This is a genomic window from Citrobacter sp. HN-141 (genome assembly GCF_033341895.1).
GTDB lineage: Bacteria > Pseudomonadota > Gammaproteobacteria > Enterobacterales > Enterobacteriaceae > Citrobacter.
In genome coordinates this window covers 55770-82454 of sequence record NZ_JAWPBF010000020.1, presented here as the reverse complement: position 1 = coordinate 82454, position 26685 = coordinate 55770, and the positions used below count along the sequence as shown (strand labels likewise).

Sequence of the window (26685 nt, the reverse complement as noted above, 5' to 3'; positions counted from 1 at the left end):
AAGGATGGGACAATTCTTTCCATAATTTGGCCTTTTAATTTGGTGGTGCTCAAGACAGTTGCTTCACGCCAATGCCAGCGGCGCGCAGAATTTCACGAATTTCACATTCCTCGTAACACGCTACCTTTCCAGCCCATAGCCTGGTTGTTGGTAGCGTTACAGTTGGTTTGTTTCGCTCAAGTTTTCGAATAATTTCTGCCGCAGAATCGTGAGCCTCGCGGAAAGAGCGAGCCTGACGTAGCATATCCTCATAGCGTTCTTCTGCGGCTTCCAGTAACGCCTGCTTATCACGTAGCGATTCCTCCAGTTCTGCAACATGACATTCGCTATCAATGAGGTTGTTCTCTGCGGCCTCGAGCGCATCCAGCAGCGCAATAACGGTGGACGGGTTAGCGGCAGCGATGAATGCTGAGTCAACTTTAAGACAGTGTTGAGCAACCGCTTTTGCACCAACTCTTACTTCATATCCTCTCGCGCCTTTGTGTGGCTTATACGATTCCCACTTACCCCATGAAGCTATGTTTGCGGCATTAGCCGCTTCACGCAGCGCTTGTTTGTTGAGTGCTGTCATTGGGCTTCTCCTTCGTAACCTATGGCTCCTGCAATTGCCGCCAAAACGTCCTGACTCTCCCCAACCGGCTTATCCATCCAGTCGAACGACATCAGGCGCCCACCATCGATAACACCGATGTTGAAATCGTCGCTACCTTGCTGTTTAAGACCATGTTTGATGGCCTTGTCGCGCTTATCGAATTCAACGCAGTCAGACACATACTCAATCCCATGACCGTTTTCGTTGCACCACAGATATTGCTGAATGACGATGTACGATTTGCTCATAGCGCGGCTCCTTTGCGAAGCTGGGCGGCGAACCTCAAAGCATTTCGACCAGTAGCCTTAATGATTTCTGCGGTTGCTGGGCTTTTACCTTTTGCATAATCGCCAATCTCCCCGGCAAACATCTCCACACCACTGGCCCGCACTTCAGCCAGGAACGCGTCGTAAGCAGGTATCTGTAACACAGCCAGGGAGCGAATCATCTTCTGCACTTCTGGCGGACATTGTTCGTAATGGTCGTCGGTGATAAATACCGCTTCATTGTGAATTTTATCTACAGCGCTTAATTCCGCCGCCAGCGCCCTGCACTTGCTCTCGGCGTTAGCTAAACGAGTCTCCAGTTCTTCGTACGTTGGTTTCATGCTGATGTTCTCCCGTAAAATGCCAGTACACGCTGCATAGCCGGACTTGTACGGCATACTGATGCAACCATGTTTTTTGTCATGTTTGATTTGATCTGTTTGATATTCCGAACCCCGCCGGGTCGAAGTGAATAGACGGGGCGATGCGGTTCGCCAGTACGAATAACTACCGCTCTGCGCGTCAGGTGAAGTAGCAGGTTGTGTGATTTCTTACTGTCACATCCCAGCAGGCTCTGAACCTGGCGCGGCGTGATGGTCTGGTTAACGCGAAGGAAATCGACAATTGCCCACAGTGATTTGCTCGCCACCTCATGCCTCCTTGATGGCTATGCCAATATCGGCAAGGACTTTGCTAACGAGAACCTTGTAAGCATTCTGAGCACGTACAGCATCAACGGAGCGCCATTTCTCCACTTCAGGAAGTGTTGCAGTGCGCGACTCTAGTTCTGCTATGCGCTCCTCATAGCGGGCACCAATGGAAACTGCTTTTTCAAATGCCTTGAACCATCTTGCTGAATCTTGCTTTGCTGCTTCCAGCTCATCCAGCATCGCTAGAACGTCCGGGTCGCTAACATCGACGACAGTGACGCAGGACTGCTCATAATGGTCGTCCACGAAACTACGCCCTTCTGCGTAGTGGCAACCTTTATCGTCGTAGATTGCCCCCGTACACCCATAAGTGATGCGGCTGGCAGACATACGCTGTACAGTCATTTCTGCGCCGCAAATGTGGCATTTCGGTACGGGTTTTAGTGAATATCGCTCACGCAAAGCTGTTAAGTCGGTCAGCTGGCTCATAAACGTTTCTTTGCCTCAAATTGAAATTGGTCTTCCTCTTCCGCTTCGTGGCGATCACGTTCGCTGCAAAGGAACTCATATTCCGTCTGGATTTCTGCAGGCCATGCGTCAGTGTTCGGACCGTATTCTTCCTGAATAGCGGAGATACGCTTTACACACTCGCGGTACGGGTTTTTGATAGGATTTGCAGGGGTAAGCATGGAAAACAGTTCGTCCAGGCTTCTGGCTCCCTTAATGCTGGCGATCAGCTGTTCGGCGACTTTAGCCACGATAAACCTCCCTGGTGGCGAGGAATGTGGTCATCGACTTTTCGATCATTGGCATAGCGCGGTACCGGCTAATGCCCCAAACAATAGCGAATAGAATCCAGCGGAAATGGCTGGTATAAGTCTTATAGGAAATGTCAGCGCACAATTCCCATGTATCTACACAGGCAGGCCAGTTAGCTTCATAAACGGCGTTATATGCCAATACATCGTTATTGAAATCCTCACGGCACAGCTCGCGAACGATTTCACGAATACGGGATTTGTCACTGTCTGGTTCGTCGTCTTCGTCGTTCCAATCAACGTCTGGCTCGTTTTCGTCGTCTTTAAAATATGTGCTTAGCAATTCCTTCAAGGATGAGCAAAATTCGTCATGATCATATGACTTAGCTATCAGCTCACGAGCAGAACAACCGGCACCAGCCTCAAGTTTTTCAGACCAATAATACGTGTTGATCTCCAGCGTATTGCGCGCAAAAAAATCAAACATGTCGTGGGTACGGGAAAACGTCCAGGTCCCCATATCGCCGCAAATAGTCAGGTAGCCAGGCCAGGTAATGAGATCGAAGTAATAGCAGGTGGTTCCCGGTTGTTGGAAACGGATGTGACGATAAACGCCGTCGTCTTTCAGGATGGTCATTTGATGGTTACAAACATCCCGAACAAATTGGCTCAACGTGTCGCGCTGTTTCAGTTTCATTGTGTTGCGTCCTTACGAATTGACTGCAGGTAAGCTTTTAACGGCTCAGAATCACCATGACCTACACCTACACTGTCGGCTCCGAGGGGCCATGAAGCTCTTTCCGTTCCACCAGGGAAACGGAAATAAACGACGATCTCTTTTTTGAAGTTTTGGTGAGCAATGACGTCGGTAATACCGGGAAACTTAGCGATCGCTTTTTCAATGGCCTCCAACTCTGCCGCCTTTATGCGCTGACGCTCCGTTTCAGCATCAATGAGGTAATTCATCCAGCGCGCCTGGCACTCAGCATCACAGTAAGCGGTATCGCCATCCCACACACGACCCTCAGTTTCGTTATCAACGTGACACTGGCAATATGCGCATTCTTGCCACCAGCCAAACTCTTCAACCAGTGCGTGGCCTGGCACTTTCCCCAGCTCTGCATATTTGTCTGCTCCGGGCATGCGCTTGCACGATATGCCGCTAAACTCTTCTTCCAGCTCTTGAGCGCCTTCGCGTCGTGCCACAACATTGCTGGTGGCAAACCGGACAATGCCGTATTCATCACCCTGAATATGGAATGCTTTTAATATCTGCTTTTCCATCATGGTATTAGTCCTTATTTCGTTTGCATTCTGAGCAATTTAAAGCCGGTATTGCATGTCTCACACCGTGCAGACATTGAGCCTGAGCGGGACTGTTTGAGGCTGTATTTTTTGCACTGAGGGCATGCAACCTCAGTTATCCGTATAGCCATGAGACGATTGATTTCATCGAGCAGTTGAGGCGATTTAGAACGGCGCTTTTTGCGTGGCGGGGCCATACCCAGCGCTTTAAGTGTCTGGTTGTATTCTTTGCGAATCCATTTTCCGCCTGGCTCATCGGCTAGGCCGTCACCAATCATGTCACCCAGCTTGATTAACTGTTTTTGAAGGTATTTTTTGGTTTCTTCGTTTAGGTTGCTGGTGCTCATCGCGATCCCTCGCAGGTGTAGTTTTTGCAGCCTTCAAAGTCATAGGGGGTCAGCTGCCAGCTAATACGTCCACAAAACGGGCAATTCCAGCGAGTTTTGCCTGTGTCCTGGTGCTTACTCTTGCGCTTCAGGTGCGCCGGTACGCGCAATCCGGCTCCCTGAGTCATCTTGCGGCGGTTAAGAAGATTGATGTTGAACGTGCGGCGCTTTGCGGCATCTGCGACGGAGAACGGCAACCACACTAGACCTTCGCTGTCTTCCCGGGCATTCGTGTAGATAGCAGCTTTGCTAAAATCAGTCGTTGGTAATGAGCCGTCTGCCAGCCAGTACACGTCATTGCCGTCCCACTCGCCTTTAACGAATGCGACGTAGGCGTGACAGCCGTCCACCAGCGTTGTTTTGCCGGGGATATGCTGGTGGTCAACATGCCATACTGTCAGGGCGTCAATGCAGTCTGCAGATACAGGCAGGTCAATATCCCTGCCGCGATCCCATGCTGATTGTGCTGAATGCAGTGTGTATACATGCGCTGAGTCGATATTGGTGCTGTAACCCTTCCCATTAGCGCAATGAAAGGACATATTGCTACCGACGGTATCGCGCAGACAGGCCATGTAAAAGCGATCGCTCATAGCGCGGCCTCCGGGTTAATACCTTCCGGCGCTACTTTTAGCTTTAACACGACGGGGCCGTCGCGAAAGTTACCATCGACGATCCCGTCAAGCTCCTGGACCTCCTGCTTAGTCAGGTTGTGCATTTTTGCAATGCAGTAATCCCCTTTAAGAACTCCCACACCAGGCGCGCGGCAGGACGTTGAACCGTAGCTGTAACCGTGCTTATCTAGCCAGTTCTTGCATTCGTTCCATGCCTGGAAATCACCGGCACCGCTGAAAACCTTCTTAAACATTTTCAGCTCCCTTGCTCTCAATAGGACGGATGGTGTCAAGCTTCAGACGGCGTTTTGTGTACGGTGCGCCGATACGACGCCCGGTAAACTTGTCGTATGTCTCTCTTGGGCCAGCGCACCAGGTTGTTGCTGTTTCACGCAACTTGATACGCTTATCTCCGTCTTTGGTAACGACTTTTCCGGTATGGGTTTTAGGCTGGCTCATAGTGCTGCCTCCTGGCGATCGAAACGTTCAACTTCAGCGATCAGGAGAGCTATAGCTTTCACCAGGTTACGGCGATAATCCGATGGTTTAAAACTGTCATCATGCCAATCAGCAGGCCAGTAGTTAGCCGCCTCCATAGGTTCGATGTAGCAGATAGCTGCAGCAGCCAGTTCCCCGCAGATATAAGTATCGTCCTGCTGAGTGCTATACCCTTCGTCCGTTTGCTGGCGCTGGCGCTCTAAGAGAACATCAAGGACAGCTGCAGTACGCGTTTGCCCGTTGAGAGTTGCTCTGGATAAATTGCTTTGGAGAGTGGCGATCAGAGCGCTTGCTTCCCGGTTAAAATCTTCCAGTTGCTCGCATTTAGCCTTCAGTTCTGCGTATGTTGGCTTGCTCATTCCGCTTCCCCTTCTTTAATTTTCCGCACCATTTCAGTCCACATAGGGGCCAGTTTTTTTATCGCTTTTTCTCGGCTACCAATTGGGCTGTCGAGATGCGCGCGGTAATGGTCGTATGGGCATTTAATACCGCCTCTATTCAAACCAAACTGATCCTCTTTCAGCGCAAATTCAGGGGTGTTGCCGCAAGCTGGGCATTTAGGTAACGATCTCTGTATTTCTCCGGCGTTCATTCTGTTTCTTCCTTATGCAAATTTGTGGCTATGAAGCACGTCGTTGTTACGATCTCTTCTGTTTTCTACGTCCACTTTTTCGGTAACTGCTACTGCCATACACCAGCGCTAACAGGCTCGATGCCATGGCTATTTTTCCCGCTGTTTCTGTTCCCCACTCTGCCCCCCATGCCAGGGCTATCACCAACCCCCAGCAGAGAAACGCCAGGCCAACAAACAGCGCCCGGACCAGTCTCATTTTTTAGGCCTGAAGACCTGACTCATTTCCTCTCCGCCGGTTTCAATCAGGATCTGCTTTAGTCCTTTTGATGCGGAGCCTTTGCCGCGTTCCTCAAGAAAATCGACGGCTTTTTTCGGTAGGTAGAATGTCTTGGATACGGGGGTATCAATCTTTCTTGGCGCGCCCACGCGGGGGTAGCAAACCGCTTTGATGATTTCTTTGTTATTGGCGCTGGTGGGCATGTCGAGAATTATCTTCCCGGCACGTTTAAGGATGATGCGATCCGCTAACTGCCGCGTTTCCTCTTCCTCTGTCAGAAGTTCATGCAACCGGGCATCAATAAGACGACGTGAATCCGTCTGGTAGTTATGGCTGGTCGCCCCACTTTCGTATGAAAAAAAAATCTCGTAAGCCACGGCAATTCCCTGTTGGATAATTTCAGGGTAAAGATACATGTAAATCTAAATAAAATAAATCAAATCTATGGTATTTTTTCGGGTGGGTTAACAAAGTACAAACCGCATAATCTCTACGCGTCAAAAGTAACTCTCGCAGCCGCGCCCTAAGATAAGGGCTAAATTGTGAGCAAAGATATTTCGCCTGCCCGCGCGCGAATGGATGAAATCAACCAACGCGCCGCGCGTGTCGCAGCATTCACCGTTGATATTCAGAAAAAGAATGGCGTCACCATTACCGATCCTAACGAGCTGGCTCAGGCTTCACTGGATGCGGCATTGCGTGATCCGATGTTTGAAGGTGTTGACCCGCGCTTTGTGAAGCGTGTCGCGAGCGCGTGGACGTCGGCGATGATCGAGCACCAGCAACGTACCGGTGATTTACCATCACCAGACCTGCTGGCAAACGCGCAATACTGCTGTGAAAACCTGATGTTGGAAGCCGCATCTGACAAACATGAAGGCGTTGGTCGCGCGATGTTTGAATCAGCTGCAGCTGATATGCGTACCTCTGATGGTGTTTTACGCCTGGCCCAGTTTGTAGCGCTTATCCTGCCGGTATCTTTGGGTGCGGCAACGTCTGACGCATGTACTTTCGTACCGTGCGATCGCGATAAAGCCAATATTTACGAACTGCTGAACGTTGCAGGGACGGAGTTCGGCTCATTCAAGGTCGGTGACGAGCTGCACATGCAAGCCGCCGGTATGTATTCTCAACTCAAGCGTTACTACATCTTCCCCGCAGAACTTCAGCCGGATGGCGCGAAGAAAACCTTCAACTTTGGAATTAAAGCAGTTGAAGGGAAAGATATGGCTATCCGCGCTGGTCGCACGAAGCTGATCATTAACCGCCGTCAATCTAAAGCTGATGACGGCGACGGCAACCTGTATTTCAACGATAAAGATGCTAACGGGACGGCATTCTCCGCCACCTGTAAAGTTGCTTATGACAAAGGTACCGTCGCTGTTACCTTCACTGAAGCACCTGCAGTGGGTACTGAATTAGCCATTCAGCTGGAAATCAACATCGAAAAAGCGCCTGAGCTTATTCCTGTGATTAACCAGTCCATGCGTGAATGGCAGGTTAGCCCATCTCAGTATGTTGTTGCCTCTGAGCACACTGTCATGTCTGCATCTGATGCCAGTCGTGAATTTGGCCTCAACATGCAGTCGATCCAGTTTACTGCAATGCGTAACTGGCTCTCTCATGAACAGGACATGATGCGTCTGCGCCTGATGGCATTTTTCTGTGTCGATAAATACGACTTTGACATAGCACTGCCGGAAGCTCAGCAATATGAGTCCTGGGTTGGCCTGCTTCGTCATCGTGTGAATGAAATGAGCACGGCGATGGTCAATAAAACCCGTAAATCCGGCATTCGTGGTGGTTTTGCTGGTGGGGAAGCTGCGAACTTTATTAAGTCTCTCCCTTCGCCGTATTTCACCCAGGACCCGAACTACGTTGAAAGCCCTCACGTCCAGTACATCGGTACGCTGTTTGGCTACATCCGTATCTTTGAAGTCCCTGGCGCTGTTTGTGACCAGTTCGTAAAAGATGGCTACAACTTTAATTCAAATGAAGTGATTTTCTACGGTCGCGGTAACAACATTGGTGAAGCTGGTCTTATCACCGGTGATGCCGTACCTGCCATTCCTTACATCCACGAAACGAACCCTTCTTTGGTGAACCGCACAACTATGTGGGGATCTGCGCTTAATGAGATCCATCCGCGCAAAGGTGAAGCGTATTTCTGCAAGCTGCAGCTGACCAACGCCAAAGTTGGCGCATTCAACATGCTGAACGGAAAGAAAATTGAAGCGGATCAACCGACTGAGCCTGAAGTGCCGCCGGAAGGAACTGACGCCAAATCCTCCAAATAATTGCAAAGCGGCATCTGAATAGGTGCCGCTAACAGGATTCTGAACATGAAACAAATTCCTTTTGCAGTTGGTCAGGCATCCGGTATCGCGATCATGCCGGTTAATGCTGATGCGACCAACACCAATTCGTCAGGCGGTGCTTCTGTTTTCGCTGGGTTAGTTATTTCCCGCCGTGGCAAGCCTGGCGTTGTATTACGCGTTACTGCAAATAACTATCAGTCGGTGCTTGGCGCGGCTATTCATCCGCGTCAGGGCGCTATGTTTGAGCCATTGCGTCACGTCGAACGTGCGACAAAAGGCGGTGATGGTTATGTCGTTCGCGTGTGCGCACCAGACATGAAAATCCCGACGCTGGCCCTTACGCTAAATGCGGAAACAAAAGCGTTCACAACGACAGCCTCCACCATGAATGTTGGGGCGCTCCCTGCCCTGCCTGATGGCGCTCACGCGCTGATTTACATTGATGATGGTGATGCCTCTACCTCTCGTGCAATTAACTTACATGAGGATGAGACTTCCGAAGGCTTATTCATTCTGGAGCTGCAGGAAACTGATGCTGCAGGTACCGTCACTATTCTGGAATCGCACCAGGTATCCTTTGATCCTGAAGGTATTACCGACATGGGTACTCCGGCATTCATGGCTACGGCCTTGGAAAATGGTTCTACGCGATTACGTGCGCTGGTGGCGGATGATGCACATGAAGCTATCTCTCAGCTTCAGGGTGAATTGACGCCAGTTAAAGCAATACCGTTTGCTGGCGGTAGCGATGGTGATTTTTCGAAGATTAAGGCTGCTGATTATCAAAAAGCGCTGACGGTTCTGAAAAAATCGATGTTTAGCTTTACTGCAGTCCTCTCTCTCGGTTGCTACGACCCGACGGTGATTGCGGATCTGGATAAATTTTCCCAGGATATCCGGGTTGATATGTTCTATGACCTGCAGGGCGCACAAACAGCCGCGTTAGCTATCGCTGAAGCTAAATCACATGGCCTCGGTGGATTTCATCAATCATGCCGCTATTACTTCCCGTATTCCTGCCGCGATGTATTCACTGGCGCGAATGTCGTATTCGGGATCTCCTGTGAGGCATTTATTGCTAAGGCAAAAGGCGTTGCGCTGGTCCCTGATGTTGGTGGATGGCATTACGCCCCAGCTGGGACTTCGCGGGGCATCATTAGCCGTCAGAACATCAAACCTATCCCTAATTTGGATGAGATTGATCTCGAAGAGTTCGTTAAAGCCCGAATCAACACGGTTGCGATGAATGAAGCCGGTGATCTTTATATTGACGATTACCTGACGACTATCACCAAAAACAACTACCTGCGCCTGCAGCCTATTAGCTCATTGATGAACGCGATTGCGCGCGGTTTCTACCAGGTTGCTGAGACTGCAAAACATGAGCCTGATGGCGTTACGGCAACTGTATTGACGTCGGGCATGACAGATTTGCTTGAGCGATTTGTTGCCGCTGAAGCACTGGTAAAACCTCGCGATACAAGCCAGGGCGACTCTCCTTTCACCCTGTCACTGACTCAAAAAGACATTGATCTGTGGGAACTGGAATGGGCTGTTTGCCCGACGGGTTCGTCACGTCGAATTGTCGGTAAACCGATGCTCTTGCGCTAAGGAAAAAGAGATGCTGAATAAACGTAATATGAACCATAGCCTACTGCTTCAGGCCGGTTTTTCCATGGATACAACCGCCGAAGAACAAGCCATGCTTGAAAACAATACTGATAAGAACAAGCGGGTTAAAAAAGATGGCGATAAAGAAATGGCCATGATGGAAGCGGTAGAGCGCCGCTACAATGAAGACCGTCGTAGTGTGGCTGCTTCTATGCTGGTGGAATGGGCTAGCGACGGTGAACCTACCTGGCTGGATTTCAGTGCGTTGGCTATTTCCCTGGCTGACCTGCCCGATCTGGAAGATGACAACGCCGACTATACCGACGAACAGGTTGATGCTTACAACGATGCTCTGTCTGATCTGGCATACGCCGCCATTGCACTTGGCGCAGACCAGGAAGACGTCACCAGTATGATCGACGATGAGGATGATGACGCCGCAGCTGCTGTCTACGATGCAATTAATGACATTGATGACAGCGATGAAGCTATTTCTCAATACACTATCGCCGGTGATGACGATGACGCTATGTTTGAAGCGCCGAAAATTAAGGTTGTTCGCGACGGAAAAGTAAAACTGATCCGTAAACGCATCCGTAAACTGCGTCGAACCTCCAAACAAAAAGCGGCCCTGAAAAAAGCACGTCGTAAAGCGCAAACCTCCACGGCAAAACTACATCGTCGTAAATCCATGAAGCTCCGCCAGAAACGCGGAATGTAATGAGCCTGAGCCACCAGCAATATGCTGGTGGCTTTTTTAGGGAGCCTTCACAATGATTTGTGGTGCGATAATGCCAGATGGCGTAAGCCCCTTCCTGAAAGTCTTTATTACGTCAGAAACGCATATGGTTGTGGGCTATATAGGCCAGGGTAGCAGTGCTGAACTGCAATCTATGTGGGAATCACCGTTCGGTAATGACAGCTTAGGGGGGATGGCAGGGGCTGTGAGTTCTGCAGCCGGTAAAGTGGCCTCAACCGCGCAGGCTATGTCAGACCAGACAACCAAATCGACTTTCAATAGCCTGCTGATATGGGAAGGCCAGACACCACCGACATTTAACCTTGTCATTGATCTGATGGCTACAATGGATGCGAAGGTAGAGGTAAATGATGCTATTTCCACCTTGCTGCAGATGGAGTCGCCGGAGTTGGCAGCAATGGCTGCTACAGGACGCCGACCCACCCCTGTTATTCTGGATATCGGTCGCAGACTGAAACTGATGGATGTTGTGATTCAGAACGTCAGCTATCAACTCGATGTTCCGAAAACTGCCCAAGGCTACTATACGCATAATACCGTTACACTGCAGTGCTCTGGTATGGCTGTACAAAATCAGTCTGACATTCCCTACATGTTTATCTGATCCTTTCGTAAATCACAGACTACTTATCCTACCCCCAGTGCAATTTTGGCACTGCCACTGTTTCAACTGAGGGGTATTTATGTCTGGATTTTCCAACACCAAAGCCGATATGGGCTTTCTCAAAAAACGCCTTAATCAGAGCCTTGCCGCCGGTGAAAAACTGGTTGGCTCTGAGTTCTGGATGCGCATCAAGGGTTATGACAATTTGTCTATTCTTATTCGTACAGCCCAAATTCCTGAAATGACCCGTGAAGACGTAGAAGATTTCGCGCCGAGTGGCATGAAAATAAACCAACATGGGCCTGTTCGTAACTCTGGCGAAATTCAGGTGACGTGTGCAGAAACTATCAAAGGCGATGTCTTTAAAGCCGTGCGTCAAATGGTATATGGCAAAGAGTATGTCGATATCGAGCTGCAGGCAGCTGCAGAATCTAACAGTGGTTCAGATGGCGGTATTACTCGCAAATTGCTGCATTGTAAGGTCTACAGTGACGCCATTGATTTCGGTTCAGAAGACGTGACTACTGTTGTGCGCCCTACCCTGCGTATCGTTTACAACTGGGCTGATTAATTATGACGCCAGTCGATATGCTGGAAGGCGTTAAAAAGCGCTTTCAGCCGCTTCTCGCGGATGATGAGACATTGCTTAAAACCCTGTTACGTCAAGCGTTAACGACTTATCAGGATAAGGCTGGCGTAATAGGCCGAGTTCAGATAAGCAAGCAGGAAGGCGTCAGCCTGAAGCTGCCAGAAGATTATCTGGCATTAATCCATGTCACAGATAGTCGCGGTGGCCTGGTGTATGCCGACCCCTACCCTGACTCGATCAAACTGGATTTGGATGGTTGCGAACGTTATCCACTGACAATGGCGTATTTGCTCAACCTGAGAGATCGTGATTTCGAAAAATGGGTTATACCGGCTGACATTATCGGGAGCCTGGAAGACTATCTGGAGGCGCTTATTGCGATTAAAAACACGGAGAGACTCCGCATTGTAGCCATCGCCGGGAAATTGGATACCAGTGGATACCCTGATGAAATTACTCTGCAGCAGCGCAAGCAAGAGCTGGAGCTGCAAATGTCGGCGAACAGAGCGATTATCCCTGGCGCAACCATACTGTAACGCGTGGATCAGTGCTGCATAGTTTGCAGCACTCCACCAGCTCACGAGGTGATTATGGGTTTTTTTGATGGGCTGGCGAATAACATCACTGGTGGTGCCAGTGCTAAATCTATCGGCAGTAATCTTATTTCCAACATTCTTGACCGGGCCACATCGATCACCAGCGGAAGGTCGGTTTCGTTCGGTGGCATGCCTGCGGAACTATCGACCGCTAAATCAATCCTGCAGGCCGCAATGCGTATTCGTTATGCGCAGGGCTGGCAATGGACGGTTGAAGCTGATGGGATGCCCGGAATAGACATGTATGCCAAAGATGTCACGTTTGGTTTTGGCAACATCGAAACTGAGTCGAAAATTATCGGGGGGATTGAATTTAACAAGCCAACTCACCGAACAGCGGGAAACCTTACGATGACCGTTCGTGATAACGAGAATGGTGATCTGTATAAATGGTTCGATCAGCGCCGTGCAAAGGTTATCAATAATGACGGTACCATCAACCTCCCCCCTTCCTATCTTATGAATGTTCGACTCTATCGGATATCTCAGGACGGTCAGCGCACACTGGCTGAAGAAGCTGCAATGATCCCTACCACGCTGGGAGAAGTCACTTGGTCGCGAGACCAGGTAACAGAGTTCATGTCATACCCTCTATCATTTGTTAAAGGTTCGTCTATTAACAAGGGGTTGAGTGGGCTTGCGGGTAGCGCAATATCTGGGCTGACGGGTAAAGTTAGTGACGGTTTAAACTTTTAATTGTCATATCTTCATACTATGTGACAGTCATTATTTGTTATTCAATGATTGTCATATACTCATCCTATGTGATTGTCATAAACAGTCGCGTGGACACGGTTGTTCTACCTCAATAAATTGGCTCATACACTCATACACTCATACACTCATACACTCATACGCTCATACGCTCATACGCTCATACGCTCATACGCCCATACATTCATATATTCATACTGTCACATCATCACACTATCGCATTGTCGTATTGTCGCATTGTCGTATTGTCGTATTGTCGTATTGTCGTATTGTCACGGTTTCATGTCGTCACTCAGTATTGGCATGTGTTTGTAACATGCTTTTATTATCATGTTTTATGATGGTCATTACATATGACGGTCACATGATATGATTGTCATACTCTCTGCGCGCGCCACGAAATAAAACACAGACTGCCTATCCTACTCAGCATCACTTCATTGCTGGGGCAAACTTGACATTCCTCGCCCTAAGAGCGAGAAATTCCCAATTCAACGAGTTGAACCTAAGCCACACTAAGCGATTTAGGAATTACAGACTCTCCAAGGGCTAACACTGCCAGTCCTGCAGCTTTGATATTTCGGGCCGCGTTAATATCCCGATCATGGTCTGCCCCGCATTCGGGGCATATCCACGAACGAACGTTAAGCGCCATTTTGGGCATGGTATATCCGCAACAACTACAGCGTTTTGAGGACGGAAAAAACTGGTCAATTGCGACCACTGACCGCCCAGCCCATTCGCCTTTGTACTGTAGCTGTTTGACCAATTCAGACCAGCCTGCGTCTGCTATCGCTTTAGACAGCTTCGGGTTGCGGATCATGTTCTTCACTTTCAGGGATTCGACGCAAACAACTTGGTTTTCGTTAATCAGTTTGCGGGATAACTTGTGCAAGTTATCCAGACGGCAATCGGCAATTTTTGCGTGGATGCTCGCGACTTTTAAGCGGGCTTTAGCGCGATTTTTTGAGCCTTTTTGTTTCTTGCTCAAACGGCGCTGCAGTAATGCTAATCGCTTCGCATATTTAGCGGTATGGCGGGGATTGCCTGTTTTGAATCCGGTATCAGTGACGAACAAATATTTTAAACCTACATCAATGCCGACCGTTTTAGCGGTGATCGGCAGTGATACAGGCTCAAATTCGCAAAGGCAGGATACAAAGTATCGTCCGGCGGCATCTTTGGAAATGGTAATCGAGGATGGCATAGACGGCAATTCGCGGCTCCAGCGCACATCTAACGGCGCTTTGCTCTTTGCCATATACAACTTGCCGTCGCGGTATTTAAACGCGCTGGCAGTAAATTCCGCCGCCTGTTTATGCCGCTTGCTTTTGAAAGTCGGGTATTTCGCCCGTCCTGCAAAGAAGTTAACAAAGGCGGTTTGCTGGTGGCGTAAGGCTTGCTGAAGCGGGACGCATGAAACATCGTTAAGCCAGGATAGTTCAGGTTCTTTTTTCAGGGAGGTAAGTCGTGCGCTGGCTTGCGTATAGCCAATGTTCTCCTGACGCTCAGAGTACGCGTCAGTGCGCCAGCGCAAAATGCTGTTATAGACGAAACGCACACACCCGAATGTTTGAGCCAAAAGCTCAACCTGATCGGCGGTCGGGTAAAATCGGTATTTGTATGCGCGTTTCATCTGGTTAATTTCCCGTTAAATCAAAATCCAGTCATCAACCAGCAGGTCGATAACGGAAGGTTCGTAGGGTTGAATTGCACCTTTTTCATTAATGAAAATAACCAGTTCGCCGTCATGAACAATAAATTCGTTTCTGCCCCAGCAAAGACGGCGCGACATGGTGTTTTCTATTACAAGCAATCCGTTAAGTGCTTTATTTAAATCCATTTTATTCACCCCGCACGATACGACCAGCGAAAAAACAGACGTGCTCGCGGAGTAAAAAATGGCGGGCTTCACGCTCTGTTTCTGCGGGAATGTGATGGATTTTTGCCGAAAGAATTTTGCAGTCGCGACGGACAGCCGCTATCAGCCAGATATATTTGGGGTGTGTTTGGGTAGGGGTTGCCAGCATGTGCTGATCTCCTTGAAGTAGCAAAACTTGCCACCACCAGGAGTTTCCACGCTCTGATCTGGTGGTGACGCTGACGGGGGTGGAAATACCGGTCTTCAAGGAACCCGGCCAGCCCGAAAGCTGCCCCGCCAGCGCCACCATAATGCATTGCGGAGCCGGTCCGCTAAAGGTGTGCGCTAACGCTGCGACAAAAAAAGACGCTAATGGCGTCTGTGTCGCCTTGAAGATAAACAGGTTTCCACGCCCGGTAGACTTTTTTTGCCTACGGGCCGAAATGTATCAATCTTCAATTTTTAGTGCAACCTGTTTTAAGAGGCTTATTTTGTGACAGTCATAGTGTCACACAGTCATGCCGCGCACAATAACCATCTTAGATTTAATGGTATTTTAAAGCACAAATCCTTTACCCTCCAACGCGAACAACTAAATCGCGTGAGGTTTTCTCATTGAAAAATCGCAATACAACTGACCTGAAGACCACCTTCTTTCCTCCCCAGCCTGAAGGCAGTGGTTTCCCGGAGGTATGCTGATGAAAATTCCTGATTTCCCATTACCATCCCAACCAAGAACAGAGATCCACTTCCGCATGCCAACGGTGGATGACGCTATGTTGTATAGCGATAGCCTGCCGGACCAAGAGGAAGCCACGACAACGAAATACCTCAACGCCATGCAAGCTGGGGAGGTTAACGATAGCGCCCTCTGGACGGCGCAGGATCGTCGTACTGCCCTTTGGTGGATTTATATCAATTCCCGCACGGATACAGTCACCACGTACCCCTACAACTGCCAGCACTGCGGAGAAACTCATTTCTATGACTTCGACCTGAGAGAGCTTTCTGAAAGTGCAGAATTGCTGACAGAGGTTCCAGAACGGCGCGTAACGGTACCGGTTCAGGGTGTTCCGACTGAATGGACATTAAAGCCGTTGGATGGTCGGGGGATTTGTATGCTTGAAAAACTCCGTTTCATGCTTCCTGAAGAAACCGACCCTGAATACAAAAATGCTGAGCGTCGAATGCGTCTGGCTGAAATTGCCCTGAATACGGCTCTTGATGACGACCCGGATGACTACGAAGCTGCAGCAAATCGCCGTTATGACTTGATCGCAACCATGGCTACAGATACCGAATTTGTACCGTTAGTTGCCAAAATTCACTTAATGCAACGTGAGCTACGGCATGGCTTAGACGTGAGCATTGAGCGCGGTGTTGTGTCCCTTGTTCTCCCTCCGCATAGCTGTGAAGCAGAGGGTAAGGAGGGCAAGGCAACTCGATTGCTGGTTCCCTTTCGGAATAGCTCATTCATTCCAAACTTTAAATCTGAGTGGCTGGTTAACCGTTATTAACAACCTCACGCTTTACGGCTATCAGCCGGTAAGCGACGTGGAGCGACTGCCGGAATGGAGAGCACTGGAAATGAATAAAGCGCTGCAGGATAAGTACAAACCCAAGAGGTCTTAAAGATGGTTAAAAAGGATCGGTTAAGCATCATTGATGCCATCGAGAAAGCCAGCGAAGCCGAATTAGGAGAGTTAGCTAAGATCTCCCAGGCGTTACAAAACTTAGCCCCGGCAAATGAACGTGGACCTGTCGATGGAGAGTCGAACGGTTCAGCTCTGGTTGTTAGTCGCCGACTGAAGCAACGCACAAATGTCCCTGGCCCTAAAAATTCAAGACCGCTACAGGCCGAAAAAGCAGATACAAAAAGCCCACAAACAGCCAAAAAAGAACAAAAAAGAACTTATGAAAGGGACCTTTATGATGAGCGCCCAGCGCCATCCCAAAAAGTACGTATAAAAGGGACTAAATTAGACGGCGAGGGGCGCGAAAAGGGGCGTGTTCGCGCGGCAAATAATCGAACTTATGCCGATGTGCTGGCTGCAAATGGGCAGACATTGGTACGAGCGAGGGGGCCAAAACCATCCAGTGAACGGCGTCATCAACAAGCACGAGAAATCAGAACGAGTGAAGAAAGTAATAACTCGCCAAATCGTGATGCGTCCGGGCGCTTTGTTTCCCGCGACAAAGCTGAAGAGACAAGTCGAGTTCGCCAGCAAAAGTTAGGGCTGAAAGAACAGGAAAAGTTACAGGGTGGCTTTTTCAATCGGCTGGGCAGCATGCTCAAGGGTAGCAGTGAAAAGGATTCAAAGCTGAATGCTGACGGTGCGGAGCTGGTAGGTGGTGCTGCCGTTGGTGGGCCTGTGTGGATGTTGGGCCGGGGAATGTTTGATCTCGGCAAGAGCGTTAGCGATAACGTTGTATCCCTGCAGCAATGGGTAAACGATAAAAAAGAAGGTAAAGAGCCGAATGAGCCTTCCCCCGCGAAGACATATCCTGATGTAGTGACGCAGCCCTTACCGCCACCAACAATGGGTAGTAAATCTTCAGCAGAAACCTTCAGCAAAGGTGCTCAGGAAAAAGGCGTTCAGGCCACTCAGGAACAAACCCAGGTTATTGCAGCCAATGATGAAAGGATCATTGAAGGGCTGGACGAAATCAGGGAAGAAATTAAGCGTAGTGCAAAGGGCGCAGCCGGAGGTGGATTAGGCGGCTGGTTCGCCGATCGCTTCGGTCGAAAAGGGAAAAGGGGGCGGTCAGGCCGTATTGGGCGAGGTGATGTGTCTTTGCCTGAGAAAGCCGGTAAAAAAGCGCGGAAGCCTCGTTCTGGCAAGTTAGGCAAGCTGAAGGCCGTCATGACCACAGCCAATGTACTCAAAGGTGCTGGTGGTGTTGCTGCCGGGGGCGCTCTCGTCGCTACAGGGGCTAAAGTCGCAACGGATGTTATTGCCAAACCCGCTGCGGAAAAAGCGACCGCTAAAACGGTTGAAGCTGCCGCCAAACCTGTTGCGGAAAAAACGACCGCTAAAACGGCTGAAGCTGCCGCCAAACCTGTTGCGGAAAAAACGACCGCTAAAACGGCTGAAGCTGCCGCCAAACCCGCTGCGGAAAAAACGACCGCTAAAACGGCTGAAGCTGCCGCCAAACCCGCTGCGGCTAAAGTTGTTGCTCCTATAGCGGAAGAAGCTGGAGAAGCAGCTGCCAAAACAGGAGCGCTCAAAGCTGGTGGAAAGATTGGCGCAAAGACAGCTTTAAAGGCAATACCTCTTCTCGGCACAGCGCTTAGTATTGGCTGGGACGCTTATGACGGGGCCACCGATGAAGAAGGGCAGAGAGCAGCATTCAGCGTTGCCGATGACAAAGAGGTTAGCACTCGCCAAAAAACGGCATTTACCGCCGCGAACGTACTCAATATGGGGGGGCTGGTATCTGGTGGCGCTGGCCTGCTGGCTTCCGGTGCGCGCATGCTTGGGATGGACGGCGTTGCCGATGCGTTGACTTTCGATACATCGAGCATTGCAAAAGGCCTTGATTCCGGCATGTCTGCGGTTGGCGATGCCATATCAAAAGTGACGTCATCCTATGAGGATAAGGGCAACGAAATAACCAAAGCCGTATCTGATGGTACCGATAAAACTGTTAATGCAATTAATCAGTTGGGTACACCATTGCAGGGTGGCGAATGGGGTAAAGATAACGTTGGTTCCGCTGGTAAATCTGTCTCTGATTATGCATCCGTTCAGGCCAATGATATAGGCGCAGACCTGAATATCGGCGGGAAAAACGCTAAAGTTCGTTCATTCCGCAACAACAACTTTGGAAACCTAAACTACGTCGGGCAGGAGGGTGCGAGGCTCGAAGACCCAAACAGTAAAGGTGAAGCGAGGTTCGCTAAATTCAATACGCCGGAAGAGGGTTTTAGAGCGCTGGCGAACCAACTCACGCTGTATTCAAACGGAAAATCAAAAGCTACTGGCGGTAAAAAACTCAATACTGTTGAGGATATTATCAAGGTCTACGCCCCAGAAAGCGAAAACAGCACGAAGGACTATATCAGTTCTCTTTCCAAAAAAATGGGGGTGGAGCCCGGTCAGCAACTGGATATGACCAATCCCGAAGTAATGACTCAGCTAATGCGTGGTATTGCTACGATCGAAGGTGGCAATCCACAGGTTACGGATCAGTTCATTAAAGACTCAATCGGCACCCATGAAAACGGTAAATGGGTTGGCGGTAAATTTAGCAATGAGTCTCTGAAAGTAGTCAATGAAGCCCGAGCCAGCAAAGGCCTGGCTCCAGTAGCGGAAAACTCCCTCTATAGCACCGGCAGCAAAGTAATAACAACCGCACCAAAAGGAGTAGTCTCGCCGTCACCAGATCCTGCTCCAATCGCGACACCTGCAGCTGTCGCTGACGTCCCGGCTAAAGTGGACAAAGTTGTTCAGGAACAACTGAATGAACACGGCGTTCGAGGGATGACAAAGAATCGACCAGAAGAGGGCGTGTCGCAACCTAAATCAGCCATTAAATCGAGCGAAGAAGCCGCAAAAGCCATAGCTGAAAAAGCTTCGTCAGGTTCAGCCAGTATATGGGACAAGACAAAATCTGCAGCTGCAACGGGGGCCAGTGCTGTAATTGCGGCTCCTGGTAAATTGGATGCCGCGCTGCAGGAGAAGATGACGGAGTATAACGTCAGGGGAATGGCAAAGAATCGTCCTTCAGCTGGGCTATCACTTCCCGCCGGTGCAACGATGCCATCCTCGCTTGAAGTTGCTGCACTACCGGCAGCTGAAATTTCGCGCCGAGGCAGGGATGCCGCTAATCGTCAAAACACGCAGGCAACTACCATTGTATCGGCGTCCGGACGTCCAGCTGCAGGCGCAGCTCCTGGCGCTACTTCTGGCATTCCGAGAGTAACCGCGCGCGATGCTGCAGTGCCAGAAGAAAGCATGTTTGAGAAAGCGATGGGGGGCGCTGTTGACGGTTTAAAAGCTGTTGGTGCATCTATCCTTCCGGCAGTCAGTGACACGCTAAATCAGACTATCAGCGGTTTTAGTGGTAATCAGATCGTGGGTGATGCGCTGAATGCTGCAGGTATGTCTGATCCAACCATTCAGCGTGCTATAGCTCCTGTCACCGACAAGGTAGGTACCTGGCTTGATAGTGGCATGAGTTCGCTTACAGACGCTTCAACTTCTCTGTTAACGAAGGACCAGACTGCTCAGCCAGCCTTTGTGCCACAGCAATCGTCAAGCCTGTCTATTCCGAAGTCTATGCCAACCGTTCAGGACCTGGCGAGCAGTGGAATTCGTCCGTCATTAAGCACTGACACTGCAAATCACGATGTGGATATTCTGAAAGAGCTAAGAGGTATGAGATCTACGATGGAACAACTTTTAGGTGTTTCAAAACAGAAAGATGGCGCACCAGAAAAGGTTGTTCATACCGCGCAACCAGCACCGCGTAGAGCTGCATCATTCTCTATCAGAGATGCGGCGCTCGATGGCCTTTTGAGGGATTAAGTTCGTGATATATGAAATTGACGGGTTACTGAGAGTTGATGCTGGTGGTGTGATCGTGATGGAAGGGGCTGATAAGGCAGATCAGGCCCGTCTGGATGAGTGGCTTAGAACACCTATTGGCAGTATTTACGGATTGCCATCATGGGGTAATCCGTTAGTGAATTTCAAACATGAACCGCTTGGATCGGAAAAAAGCGTTTTTGTGGAAGTTGCCATAGAAAACGCATTGATTAAGAAGCTGCGCATTGATTTGCCTTCACTCAGAGTTTTTCAGGTGCGGTGCGCGGCGCTTTCAGTAGATATGTTGGAAATCATCTTTGCGATGCCGAGCGGCACATTCTCTACAACTTTCCGCATGAAAAACACCGATGGGAGAACATCTTGAGCATTCAGGAGTTATTGGAAAAATTTAATGGGTTGCTGCAAGACAAACCATGGTGGGCGCGTTTTGCAAATAGCCAGTTTATACAGATGATGAGCATTTTTGGCGCTCAGGTTATCTATATGGCGCAGAACCATGCAAGAAGGGCGCTGGGTGAGGGATTTATTTCTACAGCAACAAAGCGCTCAAGCATTCTCGCTGCAGCTGAAGATAGGGGATACGTCGGCCCACTGATCACGCCGTCGGCTGGTGCTGTCAGTATCAGGAATAAAACTAAGCAAGAACTACAGTTGCCGATTTATTCAGAATTCCTGTCATCAATGGAATTACCCTATGTTCTTTCAGACGCTGTTACGATCCCTGCAGGTGAAGCCGTCGAAGTCAGTAGCGTCAAGCAAATGGAGTTGGTCCACATTCAGGCGAATATTGAGAAAGAAAGTGCGTTTTACACACTGCTTTTGCCTAAAGATATCACCTCTGAAACGGCCTCTATCGACGTGTTTGTCGTGGTGAACGGTGAGCGAAGGAAGTGGAAGTACAATCCTATGTTCAGGCTGTCACGCGCCACAAGTGAGCATTATGTACTGGTGTATAGGCCATCTGAGCAGTTGGGGGTCCGATTTGGTAATGGTTCGACTGGCGCCATGCCTCCAGCCGGAAGCCGGGTCGAGATCGAAGCCTGGTGTAGTCAGGGGGAAACAACGCTGGCCCAGGGCCAAAAGTTGACGCCTGCAGGCAATATCGCGTCAATGGTAGAAATGCTGGAAGTGGTTACAACCACTCCGATCACCGGCGGTAGTGGCTTTGAATCTACGGAGGATACGCGCTATCGCGCGCAGTATTACGTACCGTTTGATGAGCAAGTCGTTTGGGGTGGGGACTATAATTATTTTATCCGGCGACACGTTCCCGGCTTGAGCTGGCTGGCGGTGTGGGGTGAGCAGCAGCAAGAAGCAGCCACAGGCAAAAAAGACCTTCTCAACATCAATACGATTTTCTTCAGTGGACATAAGCCCGGAGTAAGCCAAGAGCACCTGTCAGAGCTGATCTATAGTGCTCTAAAAGGCGTACCGAATTATCTGAATAAAAATTTCCGCTGGGTGCCGGTTAACCCGAAGCCCTTTACTATTTCGCTGACCGGTAGCGCAAATAAGAACGTGGTAATTAACGACGCGATCAAGGAGATACGGGACACGCTGGAAGCTCGTTTCGGCTATGACTCCACAAGCTTTGGAGCTGAGTTAGAAGATAACGACGTGCAGTTTGTGCAGGTTAAAGTGAAAGACATGTGGGCGTGCGTCAATGACATGAAGTTACTCAGTACGTTCGAAATAGTTGTTAACGGAATGCTGCCTTCTGAAAACCTGAATGACTTTATCTACCTCAACACTAAAGACTCTGTGTTTGATATCCGTCTGCCTGGGGGGGGAATTCGATGATAAAAGACTGGTTGAAAAAGCAGTTAATACCAGAAAAACAGGAGACAGGACTATGGCCTGATTTTGCTGATGCTGTCCAGGTTGTTTACGAGGACGAAGTAAAGCCTCTACTTTCTCGACTAAGCGATCGTAAATCATTTTTCACTATGCACTCTGAAGATCTGGATACCCGTATCAGTGAATACGGACGATTTTTCGTCATGGGTGAAACCGATAAGGCAAGCAGGCCTATTTTGCTGGCTCAGCGTCTTGATGAGGTCCATTTCAAAGGGACGGATCGTCCAATTATCTCGACGTTCTGGCGTGAGTTCGGCAACCTGCCGGTAAATTGGGAGCCTCTGTATGCGCCACTTGATCAGGAGCGCTTCCCATACGGTACTTTTTTCACAACCGAAAATGGCGTTAAAGTAGCACAGGAGAGTTACGGGGATTTCTTTCTTACCTCCCGTGGCACAATCAACGTCGATCTGAACAAGTTGTATGAAATATACGGTTATGAGGAACAGGACAAACTGATTAAACGCCTGATAAAAGACGTTGATCGAATTGTTGCCCCCTTACTCCCATTGGAGACTGTTTTTGACGGTATTTCACTCAGGCTTGATTTCTGGCTGGAAGAGGCAGAAGAGGTTATGAAGTATGCCTCTGCAACGGTCGGGAGTAGCCGCGCATTTCTGTTTCAGCCGTTTCGTGAGTCTATAGAGCTTCAGTATGTGGAGGCTAGTTATGATGCTGGTGAAATTACGCCACAAACGTGCTCGCAAGATTCTATTTATCTCAGACTGGACACTATGCCGGTTGACGCCTGGCCCCTCGATTTGCATATCCTCAACCGTGGGTAGGAGAGTTATGCGCCAGGTACAAAGTACAGACTGATTATTATCCCGTCATAGTTCTAGTGACGGGGTTTTCATATGTCAGATAGCATCAATTTATCTTCACCAGACGGCAGGAAGTACAAGGCAAAACTGCTTGATTATTACTACACCCGTCGTGCGGAATCAGCGATCGGGATTGGTAGCCGCTTTAGGCTAATGAAAGCTTATTGGGGTCGCTCTGATCTGGTAACAAAAAATCCTGACAGTGGATGGGACATTGCCGAAATTCCAGTTGATTTCACCAACGAGCAGCTAATCGGAAAATTTGCTGAGAGCGAACTGATTTGCACTTTGCAGGGCACTACCATAACGGTAAGTATTGTCCTGCCTGAAGCGGCTCTGCCGGAAAATGATGTATTCGATTTTAATACTCTTGCGCTAATCGACGATCAGGGCAATACCTTTGCTGTGCTTTGCGCCCAGCAGGACAGTTTGTATAAGGGAAAAAGATACAACATCTTGCTCACGATTGAGCAGAAAGGAAACTCAAGATGAGCGAGACTGTTAACAAGATTGCCATCCTGAGTTCTGCAGTTAAGCATGCTCTTCTGGCAGATGTTCAATACTATGATTTCCACGCTTCCTCTGCATTTAACCGCAAGATGAAGGGGATCATTACTCCTGGTATTTATGGCGGATTTAAACCTGCTCTTGCTGGTGGTCTGAACCTTAAAATTACATCACTTCAGGGACCTGGCGGTCATGGTGTGGCCTCGGTTGATGTAAATAATCATCAGATAACCGTTCAACAAATTGAAGATGTGACGCTGGCGATCCCAGTGAATGGTATTACACGCGTAATGCTGGAAGCTAATTACCAGTACGGTATCAAAACCAGTCAGGTTGACGATAGTTCAGATATCCATGCAGCGCGGATTTTTACTGCAAATATTAGTGTGCCGTTGGCAGATAATCATCTGGAGATATGCCGTGTAACGGTACCTGCTGATGCGACAGAGTTAACGCTGGATATGATCGATTCTTCACACCGGCAAAACAAGGCTCTTGGCATTACATTAAGCAGCGAGATAGGCAGCGATGCCGATCATATTGGCGCATCATCTCACGCGGTAAAAAAAGCAGTAAAAGCAGCTCGTGACGAAACAGAAAAACAGATTGAAGAACTGGTAGATAATGCGCCAGCGAGTCTGGATACGTTGAAGAAAATTGCGGATGCCATTAACAATGATCCTGATTTCTTCAACACACTTAATGCTGTCTTGGCGCTGAAGGCTCCGCTACATGATCCAGCCCTGACTGGGATTGCAACCGTACCCACGCCGCCATTAAGTGTCAGCAACAAGCAGATTGCGAATACTGAGTTCGTTCAGGCTGCGGTCGCGGCGTTAGTTGGCTCATCTCCTGAAGCTCTGGATACACTGGCAGAGTTAGCTGAAGCATTAGGCAATGATCCAAATTTTGCCACAACGATGACAAATTCACTGGCAGCCAAACAACCTCTTCATGAAATCCTAACAGCATATTCAGCCCTAAATACCGCTGCAAACAAGCTGGCTTTTTTTGATGGGCGCAACAGTGTTTCATTGGCAAATCTCACTGCTGTTGGTCGCGTACTGATCGGGCAAGAGTCAGTGTCAAAGGTTCTCGAATACCTTGGTTTGGGAGCAGGCGCTCCCCCTATTGGAATCCCGTTTTACTGGTCATTGGCTGCAATGCCAAATACAGTCGTGCCGGAATGGTCAAACATGATATTTCTGAAAACCAATAATACGTCGTTCTCTGCCGCCGAATATCCAAAACTGGCGCTGATGTGGCCGGGTCTGTTTATTCCTGATATGCGGGGGGATTTTATTCGTATTTTTGACGATGGGCGCGGCGTGAACCCGACACAGCCATTACTGGGGTGGGCGGACTCACGCCTCAAGGAGCATACGCATGTGTTACCAACAGGCAGGATGGCCGTTGGCGTGGACGATTTCTCTTCTACCTGGGTCACGGTAGAAAATGATGTGGCCACCCCAAAAATATATACAAAAACGCAGAGCGGTGGCGCCGGTGAAACCGCACCACGTTCAATAGCATTTAACTGTCTGGTGAGGGCAAAATAATGAAACCTGTTTTTGATGAAAATGGACTGGCTATTGAGCCGGGAAATGTCGTCTGCTTTTACTATGATGCAGCCACGGGAGAATACTGCGGGTTTTCCGATGAATTTATTCATCCTGGCGTCAGCATGCCAGGGTATTCAACGGATATCAATCCGGGAGAGAAACGGTCGGGATTTGTAGCTGTATTCAACGGTACTGGATGGGAGCAACAGCCAGACCATCGCGGCATTACGGTCTATTCAACTATGGACAGAACCCCGGAATTCGTTGATTACATAGGGGAGATTCGTTCAGGTTACACAACCGTTGCGCCATCCACTCAGTATGATAAATGGGATGGCAGCAAGTGGGTTACAGATGCTGACGCGCAGCGAAATGCGGCGATAGCCAGCGCCGAAAAACTGCGTATTCAGTTGCTGTCCAGTGCCGATAAAGTAATGCTCGACTGGCGAACAGAGCTGATGCTGGGTGAAATCAGCAACGCCAACAAAGCTAAATTGTCGGCGTGGATGGCTTATAAAAACGAGGTTAAGGCGGTCGATGTGACAACTGACCCAGAGCATGTTAACTGGCCTGTTCCCCCGGAGGTGTAGGCCAGTCAGGTTTTGACGTATCAACCCGCATCAAATCCAGCTGGTAATCCTGCCAGTTTATCAGGTCGGCGGCTTCTTCAGCCGTCGCTTTGCCTGCATCAACCGCGTACTGTACTCTGTACATCGCCGTTTCCGCTATCGACCGCCGGTTATAATCTGTTGTCCATTTCCACCGGGCATTGCTTCCGCTCAGTCGCTGATTTGCAACTGCACGGTTCCTGTCTGCATACTTCCCCGACCAGTAACCAGCCCCCTTTCGGGGAGGAATTAAGGCCCTGATTTTCTTACCCCGCAGTTCATCGTGACACAACCGGGTATCGTAAGCTCCGTCTGGGGCGTTCACTCATAAACCTGGCTGATCTGCTACAAACATTTAAACAGAAAAATATCAAGTTTCTGTCTCTGACCGAAGGCATAAATACCGATACATCAATGGGGCGTTTCACATTCCATATTATGTCGGCGCTAGCGGAAATGGAGCGTGACATGATCATTGAGCGAACGCGCGCGGGCCTGGCTATTGCACGTAAAAAAGGCCGAATAGGTGGTCGCCCCCCCAAATACTCACAGGAAGATTGGGCGCAGATGGGGCGTCTGATCCTCGACGGCATGAGCCGTCATCAGGTCGCCATTATTTTCGATGTTGGTGTCTCGACGCTCTATAAAAAGTTTCCGGCATCACAGATGGAAAGTCTGGACGATGCGTATACGGATGCCGATGAACAAGCCGAGTTCAACAAGCGACCGATATGGGAGCAGGCCTTGGAGGAAGGCTAGAAAAATTCAAACGGCCCCAGCCAACTCCTTTTATTTGCAATAC

General features: G+C 49.3%; 35 protein-coding genes and 2 pseudogenes. 16 read left to right on the top strand and 21 right to left on the bottom strand.

The features are described from left to right. Positions 1 to 49: 49 nt before the first annotated feature. Genes RYZ59_RS20920 through RYZ59_RS20845 form a run of 16 tightly spaced genes read right to left on the bottom strand, consistent with a single transcriptional unit; the run spans position 50 to position 6297 of the window. On the bottom strand, positions 50 to 571 hold the full coding sequence (locus RYZ59_RS20920; RefSeq protein WP_318050331.1) for an ead/Ea22-like family protein: 522 nt from the start codon (positions 569 to 571) through the stop codon (positions 50 to 52). Then, positions 568 to 840, bottom strand: a complete 273-nt coding sequence (locus tag RYZ59_RS20915; RefSeq protein WP_257661547.1) for an antitoxin — start codon at positions 838 to 840, stop codon at positions 568 to 570. Before RYZ59_RS20915 ends, RYZ59_RS20920 begins: the two co-directional genes overlap by 4 nt. Further along, complete coding sequence (locus RYZ59_RS20910; RefSeq protein ID WP_318050332.1) at positions 837 to 1199, bottom strand: hypothetical protein; 363 nt, start codon at positions 1197 to 1199, stop codon at positions 837 to 839. Before RYZ59_RS20910 ends, RYZ59_RS20915 begins: the two co-directional genes overlap by 4 nt. Then, positions 1196 to 1507, bottom strand: a complete 312-nt coding sequence (locus tag RYZ59_RS20905) for a hypothetical protein (protein ID WP_318050333.1) — start codon at positions 1505 to 1507, stop codon at positions 1196 to 1198. The genes RYZ59_RS20910 and RYZ59_RS20905 overlap by 4 nt, the downstream gene beginning before the upstream one ends. Position 1508: 1 nt before the next feature. Further along, positions 1509 to 1997 (bottom strand): ead/Ea22-like family protein, encoded by a 489-nt coding sequence (locus RYZ59_RS20900; RefSeq protein WP_318050334.1) that lies wholly within the window; start codon positions 1995 to 1997, stop codon positions 1509 to 1511. Next, entirely contained in the window at positions 1994 to 2266 is a 273-nt protein-coding gene (locus RYZ59_RS20895) for a hypothetical protein (protein ID WP_222214508.1), read from the bottom strand. Before RYZ59_RS20895 ends, RYZ59_RS20900 begins: the two co-directional genes overlap by 4 nt. Continuing rightward, positions 2259 to 2963 carry a hypothetical protein gene (locus RYZ59_RS20890; RefSeq protein WP_318050335.1) on the bottom strand — a complete coding sequence of 235 codons (705 nt, stop codon included), beginning with the start codon at positions 2961 to 2963 and terminating at the stop codon, positions 2259 to 2261. Before RYZ59_RS20890 ends, RYZ59_RS20895 begins: the two co-directional genes overlap by 8 nt. Continuing rightward, on the bottom strand, positions 2960 to 3553 hold the full coding sequence (locus RYZ59_RS20885; protein WP_318050336.1) for a hypothetical protein: 594 nt from the start codon (positions 3551 to 3553) through the stop codon (positions 2960 to 2962). Before RYZ59_RS20885 ends, RYZ59_RS20890 begins: the two co-directional genes overlap by 4 nt. An 11-nt stretch (positions 3554 to 3564) precedes the next feature. Continuing rightward, a complete protein-coding gene (locus RYZ59_RS20880; RefSeq protein WP_071444851.1) occupies positions 3565 to 3918 on the bottom strand; it encodes a hypothetical protein in 354 nt (117 codons plus the stop codon). Further along, positions 3915 to 4550 (bottom strand): hypothetical protein, encoded by a 636-nt coding sequence (locus tag RYZ59_RS20875; protein WP_318050337.1) that lies wholly within the window; start codon positions 4548 to 4550, stop codon positions 3915 to 3917. The genes RYZ59_RS20880 and RYZ59_RS20875 overlap by 4 nt, the downstream gene beginning before the upstream one ends. Continuing rightward, positions 4547 to 4825: a hypothetical protein gene (locus tag RYZ59_RS20870; RefSeq protein WP_318050338.1), complete on the bottom strand. Its 279-nt coding sequence runs from the start codon at positions 4823 to 4825 to the stop codon at positions 4547 to 4549. The genes RYZ59_RS20875 and RYZ59_RS20870 overlap by 4 nt, the downstream gene beginning before the upstream one ends. Then, positions 4818 to 5030, bottom strand: coding sequence for a hypothetical protein (locus RYZ59_RS20865; protein ID WP_318050339.1), 213 nt, complete (start codon positions 5028 to 5030; stop codon positions 4818 to 4820). The genes RYZ59_RS20870 and RYZ59_RS20865 overlap by 8 nt, the downstream gene beginning before the upstream one ends. Next, complete coding sequence (locus tag RYZ59_RS20860; protein WP_240498901.1) at positions 5027 to 5428, bottom strand: hypothetical protein; 402 nt, start codon at positions 5426 to 5428, stop codon at positions 5027 to 5029. Before RYZ59_RS20860 ends, RYZ59_RS20865 begins: the two co-directional genes overlap by 4 nt. After that, complete coding sequence (locus tag RYZ59_RS20855) at positions 5425 to 5661, bottom strand: hypothetical protein (protein ID WP_071444847.1); 237 nt, start codon at positions 5659 to 5661, stop codon at positions 5425 to 5427. Before RYZ59_RS20855 ends, RYZ59_RS20860 begins: the two co-directional genes overlap by 4 nt. 46 nt (positions 5662 to 5707) lie before the next feature. Continuing rightward, on the bottom strand, positions 5708 to 5899 hold the full coding sequence (locus RYZ59_RS20850) for a hypothetical protein (RefSeq protein ID WP_071444846.1): 192 nt from the start codon (positions 5897 to 5899) through the stop codon (positions 5708 to 5710). Continuing rightward, on the bottom strand, positions 5896 to 6297 hold the full coding sequence (locus RYZ59_RS20845) for a hypothetical protein (protein WP_071444845.1): 402 nt from the start codon (positions 6295 to 6297) through the stop codon (positions 5896 to 5898). The genes RYZ59_RS20850 and RYZ59_RS20845 overlap by 4 nt, the downstream gene beginning before the upstream one ends. Before the next feature lie 165 nt (positions 6298 to 6462). Here RYZ59_RS20845 and RYZ59_RS20840 point away from each other — a divergent pair, with 165 nt between their 5' ends. The 7 genes from RYZ59_RS20840 to RYZ59_RS20810 all read left to right on the top strand — a co-directional run bounded on the left by RYZ59_RS20840 (position 6463) and on the right by RYZ59_RS20810 (position 13094). Continuing rightward, positions 6463 to 8217: a capsid protein gene (locus RYZ59_RS20840; RefSeq protein ID WP_318050340.1), complete on the top strand. Its 1755-nt coding sequence runs from the start codon at positions 6463 to 6465 to the stop codon at positions 8215 to 8217. Positions 8218 to 8262: 45 nt separating this feature from the next. Further along, the gene (locus RYZ59_RS20835) at positions 8263 to 9849 is read left to right on the top strand and encodes a phage tail protein (RefSeq protein WP_318050341.1); all 1587 of its coding nucleotides are present in this window, start codon (positions 8263 to 8265) and stop codon (positions 9847 to 9849) included. Between the two features lie 10 nt (positions 9850 to 9859). Next, the gene (locus RYZ59_RS20830) at positions 9860 to 10570 is read left to right on the top strand and encodes a hypothetical protein (protein WP_197385930.1); all 711 of its coding nucleotides are present in this window, start codon (positions 9860 to 9862) and stop codon (positions 10568 to 10570) included. A gap of 70 nt (positions 10571 to 10640) precedes the next feature. Then, the gene (locus RYZ59_RS20825) at positions 10641 to 11213 is read left to right on the top strand and encodes a hypothetical protein (protein WP_243457034.1); all 573 of its coding nucleotides are present in this window, start codon (positions 10641 to 10643) and stop codon (positions 11211 to 11213) included. A gap of 79 nt (positions 11214 to 11292) precedes the next feature. Continuing rightward, entirely contained in the window at positions 11293 to 11784 is a 492-nt protein-coding gene (locus RYZ59_RS20820; RefSeq protein WP_318050342.1) for a baseplate protein, read from the top strand. Between the two features lie 2 nt (positions 11785 to 11786). Beyond that, positions 11787 to 12338: a hypothetical protein gene (locus tag RYZ59_RS20815; RefSeq protein ID WP_126510690.1), complete on the top strand. Its 552-nt coding sequence runs from the start codon at positions 11787 to 11789 to the stop codon at positions 12336 to 12338. A gap of 54 nt (positions 12339 to 12392) precedes the next feature. Next, a complete protein-coding gene (locus tag RYZ59_RS20810) occupies positions 12393 to 13094 on the top strand; it encodes a phage tail protein (RefSeq protein WP_318050343.1) in 702 nt (233 codons plus the stop codon). A gap of 523 nt (positions 13095 to 13617) precedes the next feature. On the opposite strand, the gene RYZ59_RS20805 is transcribed toward RYZ59_RS20810, so the two are convergent. Genes RYZ59_RS20805 through RYZ59_RS20795 form a run of 3 tightly spaced genes read right to left on the bottom strand, consistent with a single transcriptional unit; the run spans position 13618 to position 15418 of the window. Beyond that, positions 13618 to 14748, bottom strand: coding sequence for an RNA-guided endonuclease TnpB family protein (locus RYZ59_RS20805; RefSeq protein WP_318050344.1), 1131 nt, complete (start codon positions 14746 to 14748; stop codon positions 13618 to 13620). 15 nt (positions 14749 to 14763) lie between these two features. Continuing rightward, the gene (locus RYZ59_RS20800) at positions 14764 to 14955 is read right to left on the bottom strand and encodes a hypothetical protein (RefSeq protein WP_318050345.1); all 192 of its coding nucleotides are present in this window, start codon (positions 14953 to 14955) and stop codon (positions 14764 to 14766) included. Position 14956: 1 nt separating this feature from the next. After that, on the bottom strand, positions 14957 to 15418 hold the full coding sequence (locus RYZ59_RS20795; protein ID WP_318050429.1) for a host cell division inhibitor Icd-like protein: 462 nt from the start codon (positions 15416 to 15418) through the stop codon (positions 14957 to 14959). A 253-nt stretch (positions 15419 to 15671) separates the two neighbouring features. On the opposite strand from RYZ59_RS20795, the gene RYZ59_RS20790 reads away from it, so the two are divergent. From RYZ59_RS20790 to RYZ59_RS20755, 8 genes are all read left to right on the top strand, one after another. Then, positions 15672 to 16490 carry a hypothetical protein gene (locus RYZ59_RS20790; RefSeq protein ID WP_126510687.1) on the top strand — a complete coding sequence of 273 codons (819 nt, stop codon included), beginning with the start codon at positions 15672 to 15674 and terminating at the stop codon, positions 16488 to 16490. Positions 16491 to 16607: 117 nt separating this feature from the next. Then, on the top strand, positions 16608 to 20504 hold the full coding sequence (locus tag RYZ59_RS20785) for a hypothetical protein (protein ID WP_318050346.1): 3897 nt from the start codon (positions 16608 to 16610) through the stop codon (positions 20502 to 20504). A gap of 4 nt (positions 20505 to 20508) precedes the next feature. Further along, positions 20509 to 20889 (top strand): hypothetical protein, encoded by a 381-nt coding sequence (locus RYZ59_RS20780; RefSeq protein ID WP_071444835.1) that lies wholly within the window; start codon positions 20509 to 20511, stop codon positions 20887 to 20889. Continuing rightward, the gene (locus RYZ59_RS20775) at positions 20886 to 22325 is read left to right on the top strand and encodes a baseplate protein (RefSeq protein WP_318050348.1); all 1440 of its coding nucleotides are present in this window, start codon (positions 20886 to 20888) and stop codon (positions 22323 to 22325) included. The genes RYZ59_RS20780 and RYZ59_RS20775 overlap by 4 nt, the downstream gene beginning before the upstream one ends. Beyond that, on the top strand, positions 22322 to 23167 hold the full coding sequence (locus RYZ59_RS20770) for a phage tail protein (RefSeq protein WP_318050350.1): 846 nt from the start codon (positions 22322 to 22324) through the stop codon (positions 23165 to 23167). The genes RYZ59_RS20775 and RYZ59_RS20770 overlap by 4 nt, the downstream gene beginning before the upstream one ends. 72 nt (positions 23168 to 23239) lie before the next feature. Next, a complete protein-coding gene (locus tag RYZ59_RS20765; protein WP_318050352.1) occupies positions 23240 to 23698 on the top strand; it encodes a phage tail protein in 459 nt (152 codons plus the stop codon). Then, the gene (locus RYZ59_RS20760; protein ID WP_318050354.1) at positions 23695 to 25272 is read left to right on the top strand and encodes a hypothetical protein; all 1578 of its coding nucleotides are present in this window, start codon (positions 23695 to 23697) and stop codon (positions 25270 to 25272) included. The genes RYZ59_RS20765 and RYZ59_RS20760 overlap by 4 nt, the downstream gene beginning before the upstream one ends. Further along, positions 25272 to 25865, top strand: coding sequence for a tail fiber assembly protein (locus RYZ59_RS20755; RefSeq protein ID WP_318050356.1), 594 nt, complete (start codon positions 25272 to 25274; stop codon positions 25863 to 25865). Before RYZ59_RS20760 ends, RYZ59_RS20755 begins: the two co-directional genes overlap by 1 nt. On the opposite strand, the gene RYZ59_RS20750 is transcribed toward RYZ59_RS20755, so the two are convergent. Both RYZ59_RS20750 and RYZ59_RS20745 read right to left on the bottom strand, forming a co-directional pair. Further along, positions 25837 to 25989, bottom strand: a complete 153-nt coding sequence (locus tag RYZ59_RS20750) for a tail fiber assembly protein (RefSeq protein WP_318050431.1) — start codon at positions 25987 to 25989, stop codon at positions 25837 to 25839. The genes RYZ59_RS20755 and RYZ59_RS20750 overlap by 29 nt on opposite strands. Then, positions 25975 to 26202: pseudogene (locus RYZ59_RS20745) on the bottom strand (transposase); the annotation flags it as partial. The pseudogene RYZ59_RS20745 and the gene RYZ59_RS20750, both read right to left, overlap by 15 nt. On the opposite strand from RYZ59_RS20745, the pseudogene RYZ59_RS20740 reads away from it, so the two are divergent. Then, a pseudogene (locus tag RYZ59_RS20740) lies at positions 26193 to 26642 on the top strand (recombinase family protein); the annotation flags it as partial. The pseudogenes RYZ59_RS20745 and RYZ59_RS20740 sit on opposite strands and share 10 nt — an antisense overlap. Positions 26643 to 26685: the final 43 nt, after the last annotated feature.

Bases quoted from the DNA above. Each gene is read 5' to 3' on its own strand.
- RYZ59_RS20920 (WP_318050331.1), bottom strand. From the start codon at position 571: ATGACAGCACTCAACAAACAAGCGCTGCGTGAAGCGGCTAATGCCGCA.
- RYZ59_RS20915 (WP_257661547.1), bottom strand. From the start codon at position 840: ATGAGCAAATCGTACATCGTCATTCAGCAATATCTGTGGTGCAACGAA.
- RYZ59_RS20910 (WP_318050332.1), bottom strand. From the start codon at position 1,199: ATGAAACCAACGTACGAAGAACTGGAGACTCGTTTAGCTAACGCCGAG.
- RYZ59_RS20900 (WP_318050334.1), bottom strand. From the start codon at position 1,997: ATGAGCCAGCTGACCGACTTAACAGCTTTGCGTGAGCGATATTCACTA.
- RYZ59_RS20890 (WP_318050335.1), bottom strand. From the start codon at position 2,963: ATGAAACTGAAACAGCGCGACACGTTGAGCCAATTTGTTCGGGATGTT.
- RYZ59_RS20885 (WP_318050336.1), bottom strand. From the start codon at position 3,553: ATGATGGAAAAGCAGATATTAAAAGCATTCCATATTCAGGGTGATGAA.
- RYZ59_RS20880 (WP_071444851.1), bottom strand. From the start codon at position 3,918: ATGAGCACCAGCAACCTAAACGAAGAAACCAAAAAATACCTTCAAAAA.
- RYZ59_RS20875 (WP_318050337.1), bottom strand. From the start codon at position 4,550: ATGAGCGATCGCTTTTACATGGCCTGTCTGCGCGATACCGTCGGTAGC.
- RYZ59_RS20870 (WP_318050338.1), bottom strand. From the start codon at position 4,825: ATGTTTAAGAAGGTTTTCAGCGGTGCCGGTGATTTCCAGGCATGGAAC.
- RYZ59_RS20865 (WP_318050339.1), bottom strand. From the start codon at position 5,030: ATGAGCCAGCCTAAAACCCATACCGGAAAAGTCGTTACCAAAGACGGA.
- RYZ59_RS20860 (WP_240498901.1), bottom strand. From the start codon at position 5,428: ATGAGCAAGCCAACATACGCAGAACTGAAGGCTAAATGCGAGCAACTG.
- RYZ59_RS20855 (WP_071444847.1), bottom strand. From the start codon at position 5,661: ATGAACGCCGGAGAAATACAGAGATCGTTACCTAAATGCCCAGCTTGC.
- RYZ59_RS20850 (WP_071444846.1), bottom strand. From the start codon at position 5,899: ATGAGACTGGTCCGGGCGCTGTTTGTTGGCCTGGCGTTTCTCTGCTGG.
- RYZ59_RS20835 (WP_318050341.1), top strand. From the start codon at position 8,263: ATGAAACAAATTCCTTTTGCAGTTGGTCAGGCATCCGGTATCGCGATC.
- RYZ59_RS20830 (WP_197385930.1), top strand. From the start codon at position 9,860: ATGCTGAATAAACGTAATATGAACCATAGCCTACTGCTTCAGGCCGGT.
- RYZ59_RS20825 (WP_243457034.1), top strand. From the start codon at position 10,641: ATGCCAGATGGCGTAAGCCCCTTCCTGAAAGTCTTTATTACGTCAGAA.
- RYZ59_RS20820 (WP_318050342.1), top strand. From the start codon at position 11,293: ATGTCTGGATTTTCCAACACCAAAGCCGATATGGGCTTTCTCAAAAAA.
- RYZ59_RS20815 (WP_126510690.1), top strand. From the start codon at position 11,787: ATGACGCCAGTCGATATGCTGGAAGGCGTTAAAAAGCGCTTTCAGCCG.
- RYZ59_RS20810 (WP_318050343.1), top strand. From the start codon at position 12,393: ATGGGTTTTTTTGATGGGCTGGCGAATAACATCACTGGTGGTGCCAGT.
- RYZ59_RS20805 (WP_318050344.1), bottom strand. From the start codon at position 14,748: ATGAAACGCGCATACAAATACCGATTTTACCCGACCGCCGATCAGGTT.
- RYZ59_RS20800 (WP_318050345.1), bottom strand. From the start codon at position 14,955: ATGGATTTAAATAAAGCACTTAACGGATTGCTTGTAATAGAAAACACC.
- RYZ59_RS20790 (WP_126510687.1), top strand. From the start codon at position 15,672: ATGAAAATTCCTGATTTCCCATTACCATCCCAACCAAGAACAGAGATC.
- RYZ59_RS20785 (WP_318050346.1), top strand. From the start codon at position 16,608: ATGGTTAAAAAGGATCGGTTAAGCATCATTGATGCCATCGAGAAAGCC.
- RYZ59_RS20770 (WP_318050350.1), top strand. From the start codon at position 22,322: ATGATAAAAGACTGGTTGAAAAAGCAGTTAATACCAGAAAAACAGGAG.
- RYZ59_RS20765 (WP_318050352.1), top strand. From the start codon at position 23,240: ATGTCAGATAGCATCAATTTATCTTCACCAGACGGCAGGAAGTACAAG.
- RYZ59_RS20760 (WP_318050354.1), top strand. From the start codon at position 23,695: ATGAGCGAGACTGTTAACAAGATTGCCATCCTGAGTTCTGCAGTTAAG.
- RYZ59_RS20755 (WP_318050356.1), top strand. From the start codon at position 25,272: ATGAAACCTGTTTTTGATGAAAATGGACTGGCTATTGAGCCGGGAAAT.
- RYZ59_RS20750 (WP_318050431.1), bottom strand. From the start codon at position 25,989: ATGTACAGAGTACAGTACGCGGTTGATGCAGGCAAAGCGACGGCTGAA.